Origin of the sequence: Methylosinus sp. Sm6, assembly GCF_019802345.1 — a bacterium.
Classification (GTDB): domain Bacteria; phylum Pseudomonadota; class Alphaproteobacteria; order Rhizobiales; family Beijerinckiaceae; genus Methylosinus.
The window spans coordinates 1-4,217 of record NZ_JAINDZ010000086.1 but is presented as its reverse complement, the minus strand read 5'-3'; the positions used below and the strand labels follow the sequence as shown (position 1 = coordinate 4,217).

Genomic DNA, 4,217 nt, shown 5'->3' with positions numbered 1-4,217 from the left:
CGGCCGGCCGCTGGCGCTTCTGGCCGGATGGCGAACGCTTCGACGTCGACGCGGCGCGCGCCTATGTGACGAACAGCGCCGAGGCCGCTATCTGGCATGCCGAGAACAATGGCGGACTGACCATCGCCGCCGGCTATCAGATCATCGAGCTGGTCCGCGCCGGCAGGCTCGCGGTCGTGCTCGCCGATTATGAGCCGGCGCCGCTGCCGATCCATTTCGTCTATCCGAGCGCGCGCCTTCTGTCGGCGAAAGTGCGATCTTTGATCGACCTCGCGGCGCGCGAATGCGATTGGACTTTTGTGGATTTCTGACGCTTGCCCGATGAGCGGCGGGGCGATGTCTCCATCCCGTCAGCGCCGCGCGAAATGCGTGTCGAGCAAGCCTTGCCTACGCTGACGGACGAAGGATCGCGCATCGTCCACATCCTCGAGCATGTCGAGCAGCGCGACCGATGATCCGGTCAGATTGGCGAGGCTGTCGGCGAGCGCGTGCTCGGTCGACCATCTCACCTTGTCGAACGGCGCCATGAAGCGCGGGCGACGACGCAGGCCCACTGCCCAATAGCCGCCGTCGGTCGCGGGGCCGAAGACGGCCGTGTGATCGCCGAGAGCGCGAAAGCCGTGCGCCACCCGCTCCCTCGTTATGCCGGGAATATCGCTGCCGATGATCAGCAGGGGACCGGGCGGCGGCAGTCGTGCGACCCGCGCCATGCGCTGGCCGAGGTTTCCCTGGCCTTGCGGCAGAATGCCGAACTGCGCCGGCCAGGGCCCGGAGCGATCCGGCGTGACCGCGAGCCATGTGGTCCACCGCAGATCAGCGCCGAGGCGGCGGAGCATCAATGACAGCGCCGTACGCTGAAATCGCAGCGCCTCGGTTGCTCCGATCTCGGCCGCGAGCCGGCGCTTGCCGGCGCCATATCGGGGCCAGCGTGTGAAAATGACGAGATGGCGTGTGAGCGACATGTCAGCCGTAGACGCGCCGAATGACATGCGGCGGAACGCCGAGGAAGTAGAGCGTCAGGCAGGCGAGGTTGCGCAGGCTGCGCCGCGTCCAGCCGTCGCGTCGCCATCGCGTCGCCGAGGTGCGAGCCGATATAGGAAGGACGGTCAGGCGTCTCGCCCCGATCCTTCGCGCCATGTCGACATCCTCCATCAGCGTCAGCGGCCGAAAGCCTCCGAGGCGATCGTAGAAGGCGCGGCTGATCAGCAGTCCCTGGTCGCCATAGGGCAGGCCCAACCACCGCACCCGCCATGCGACCAGGCGCTCCAAACGTCTCGCCTGCGCCGACTCATCATCGAGCGCAAAGCGGAACACGGCCGCCCGCCAGCGGTTGGCGGGATCGGCGCAGAAGATTTCGACGGCCTCCCGCCACCCGGACTCCAGAACCGTATCGGCGTGCAGAAACAACAGCCAGTCTCCACGCGCCGCCTCGGCTCCGGCTTGCAGCTGCACACCGCGTCCCATAGGCGCCGCCTCCAGCCTCGCGCCGGACTTGCGGGCGATCGCGACGCTGGCGTCGTCGGAGCCGCCGTCGACGACGATGATATCGTCCTCCGCGCCGAGCGCGGCGAGCGTTCGCGGCAGGGTCGCGGCGGCGTCGAGGGTCGGAATGACAATGGATAAGTTCATCTGCTTGCAGCCCTTCCTCTACGGCCGAATTTCGCTGCGAGAGCGAAAAAGGTTACCGCTGCCGGAAGCATTGTTTGGAATTGGCTGTGGACGGCTGTCTGAAACGCATATGTGAAACATTTCACCCGTCGGGAACGAAATAGGCGGTAGGAGAGAGGAGCGAGCCGATGCAATTCGACGCTTGCGGCATGGCGGCCCCCTCGGCCGATCCCTCTCGGGCGCATTCGGCTTCGGCGAATTTCTGCGATCCCTACGTCACCGCTCGCGGCGAGAGGCGTGCGCATGCGCCATTCGTGCGCCTGGAGACGCTGTGGTTCAACACGGGCACGCTGTGCAATCTCGGCTGCCGCGATTGCTACATCGAATCCTCTCCCCGGAACGACAGCCTGGCCTATTTTACGCGCGAGGACGCCCGGGCCTTTCTGGAGGAGGCGAAGAAAATTGCCGAAGGGCCGCTCGAGATCGGCTTCACCGGGGGTGAGCCCTTCATGAATCCCGATCTTCTCGGGATGATGGAGGACAGTCTCGCCGCCGGCCATCGCGTTCTCGTGCTGACCAATGCGATGCGGCCGATGCAGCGCGTCGCGCCTGCTCTGTGCGAGCTGAACATGCGCTTTCCGGGTCGGCTTGCGTGCCGCGTGTCGCTCGACCATTATCGGGCCGAGGATCACGAGAAAATTCGCGGGCCGAACAGCTGGGCGCCCGCCATCGACGGATTGCTCTGGCTCGCCGCCAATCGTTTCGACCTCGCCGTCGCGGCGCGTATGGCGTCGAGCGATGGCGAAGCCGAGACGCGCGCGGGATTTCGTGATTTGTTCGAGGCGCTCGGCGTCGCTATCGACGCCGACGACCCGGCGCGGCTCGTGCTGTTCCCCGAGCTGGCGGAAGATGACGACGCGCCCGAGATCAGCGAAGGCTGCTGGACCGTGCTCGGAAAGTCGCCGGAGCAGATGATGTGCGCGCGCTCGCGCATGGTTCTGAAGCGCAAGGGCGCCGAGACGCCGACCGTCGTCTCCTGCACGCTATTGCCTTACGCGCAGGCGTTCGAGATGGGCGCGACCCTCGCGGAGGCGATGCGCCCCGTGAGCCTCAATCACGTCCATTGCTCGCGCTTTTGTGTTCTCGGCGGCGCGACATGCAGCGCGACGGGAGCGGCGCGATGAGCGATGACATTCAGGCTGATATTTGCGTCATTGGAGCCGGCTCCGCCGGTCTTTCGGTCGCGGCGGGCGCGGCGCAGCTCGGCGCGCGCACCGTCTTGATCGAGGCGCAGAAGATGGGCGGCGATTGCCTCAACACCGGCTGCGTGCCGTCGAAATCGCTGCTGGCGGCGGCGAAGGCGGCGAAAGCCGTGGCGCGAGCGCGCCGATTCGGCGTGCGAGCCGGCGAGCCGCACGTCGATTTCGACGGGGTGAACGCCTATGTTCACGGCGTCATCGATGCGATCGCGCCGCATGATTCCATCGAGCGCTTCACGGGCCTCGGATGCATTGTGATCGAAGGGCGCGCGCGCTTCGTCGATCCGCATACCGTCGAGGCCGCCGGCAAGATCATTCGCGCGCGACGCTTCGTGATCGCCACCGGCAGCCGCGCCGCCATCCCGCCGATTCCCGGGCTCGACAGCGCGCCATATTTCACCAATGAGACCATCTTCGACAACATTGTTCTGCCGCGGCGTCTCCTGGTGATCGGCGCGGGGCCGATCGGCTGCGAATTGGCGCAGGCGCATCGCCGCCTGGGCGCGGAAGTGAGCGTCTTCGACCTCGGGCCTCTGCTTCCGAAGGACGATCCGGACGCCGCCGCCGTCATTCGCGACGCGCTCGTCGAGGACGGAATCGATCTTCACGAGAGCGTCGACATTCTCCGCGTCGAGACGCGCGCCGAAGGCGTCGCCATCGTGCTGCGAAATGGCGCTGGAGAAAGCGCGATCGAAGGCTCGCATCTGCTCGCCGCCGCGGGCCGAAAGCCCAATGTCGACGATCTCGGGCTCGACGCCGCTGGCGTGCGCTACTCGCAGAAAGGCGTCGAGACCGACGCAAGGCTGCGCACGAGCAATAAGCGTATCTTCGCCGCCGGCGATGTGGCCGGCGGGCTCCAATTCACCCATCTCGCCAGCTATCACGCCGGAATCATCATCCGCAACGCGCTGTTCCGGCTGCCGGCGAAAAGCCGACCAAAGGCCTTTCCATGGGTGACCTATACCGATCCGGAGCTCGCGCAAGTCGGACTCACCAAAGCGCAGGCGCGGGAGAGAGGCGGCGATATTCGCATTCTGCGCGCCGATTTCGTGGACAATGATCGTGCTCGAACCGAGAGCGAGACGCGTGGATTCCTCGAGGTCGTGGTGACGAAAGGCGGGCATGTGCTGGGCGCGACCATCGTCGGTCACAATGCCGGCGAGTTGATCACGCCCTGGACCTTGGCGATCTCGCAAGGGTTGAAGATCGGCGCGTTGGCCAATCTCATCGTCCCCTATCCGACGCTGAGCGAAATCTCCAAGCGCGCCGCCGGCGGCTATTTCACCCCTGCGCTGTTTTCGGCGCGGATGCGCGCGCTCGTCCGTTTTCTCGGAGCTTTCGGATGAGCCT

The 4,217-nt window shown here is 66.0% G+C and carries 5 protein-coding genes; 3 read left to right on the top strand and 2 right to left on the bottom strand.

Features of this window, described 5'->3' with window-relative positions:
* On the top strand, positions 1–311 hold a 311-nt coding region (locus tag K3F48_RS23300), incomplete at its 5' end, for a LysR substrate-binding domain-containing protein (RefSeq protein WP_255609715.1).
* Between the two features lie 39 nt (positions 312–350).
* Here K3F48_RS23300 and K3F48_RS23295 read toward each other — a convergent pair.
* Both K3F48_RS23295 and K3F48_RS23290 read right to left on the bottom strand, forming a co-directional pair.
* On the bottom strand, positions 351–962 hold the full coding sequence (locus tag K3F48_RS23295) for a DUF2064 domain-containing protein (RefSeq protein ID WP_222577829.1): 612 nt from the start codon (positions 960–962) through the stop codon (positions 351–353).
* Position 963: 1 nt separating this feature from the next.
* Positions 964–1,629 (bottom strand): TIGR04283 family arsenosugar biosynthesis glycosyltransferase, encoded by a 666-nt coding sequence (locus K3F48_RS23290; protein ID WP_222577828.1) that lies wholly within the window; start codon positions 1,627–1,629, stop codon positions 964–966.
* 167 nt (positions 1,630–1,796) lie between these two features.
* Here K3F48_RS23290 and K3F48_RS23285 point away from each other — a divergent pair, with 167 nt between their 5' ends.
* The gene (locus K3F48_RS23285) at positions 1,797–2,792 is read left to right on the top strand and encodes a radical SAM protein (RefSeq protein WP_222577827.1); all 996 of its coding nucleotides are present in this window, start codon (positions 1,797–1,799) and stop codon (positions 2,790–2,792) included.
* Positions 2,789–4,213 carry an NAD(P)/FAD-dependent oxidoreductase gene (locus tag K3F48_RS23280; RefSeq protein ID WP_222577826.1) on the top strand — a complete coding sequence of 475 codons (1,425 nt, stop codon included), beginning with the start codon at positions 2,789–2,791 and terminating at the stop codon, positions 4,211–4,213. The genes K3F48_RS23285 and K3F48_RS23280 overlap by 4 nt, the downstream gene beginning before the upstream one ends.
* The last annotated feature ends 4 nt before the right edge of the window (positions 4,214–4,217 follow it).

Excerpts from the sequence above, each read along its gene's own strand:
- K3F48_RS23295 (WP_222577829.1), bottom strand. The coding sequence starts at position 962 with ATGTCGCTCACACGCCATCTCGTCATTTTCACACGCTGGCCCCGATAT.
- K3F48_RS23290 (WP_222577828.1), bottom strand. The coding sequence starts at position 1,629 with ATGAACTTATCCATTGTCATTCCGACCCTCGACGCCGCCGCGACCCTG.
- K3F48_RS23285 (WP_222577827.1), top strand. The coding sequence starts at position 1,797 with ATGCAATTCGACGCTTGCGGCATGGCGGCCCCCTCGGCCGATCCCTCT.
- K3F48_RS23280 (WP_222577826.1), top strand. The coding sequence starts at position 2,789 with ATGAGCGATGACATTCAGGCTGATATTTGCGTCATTGGAGCCGGCTCC.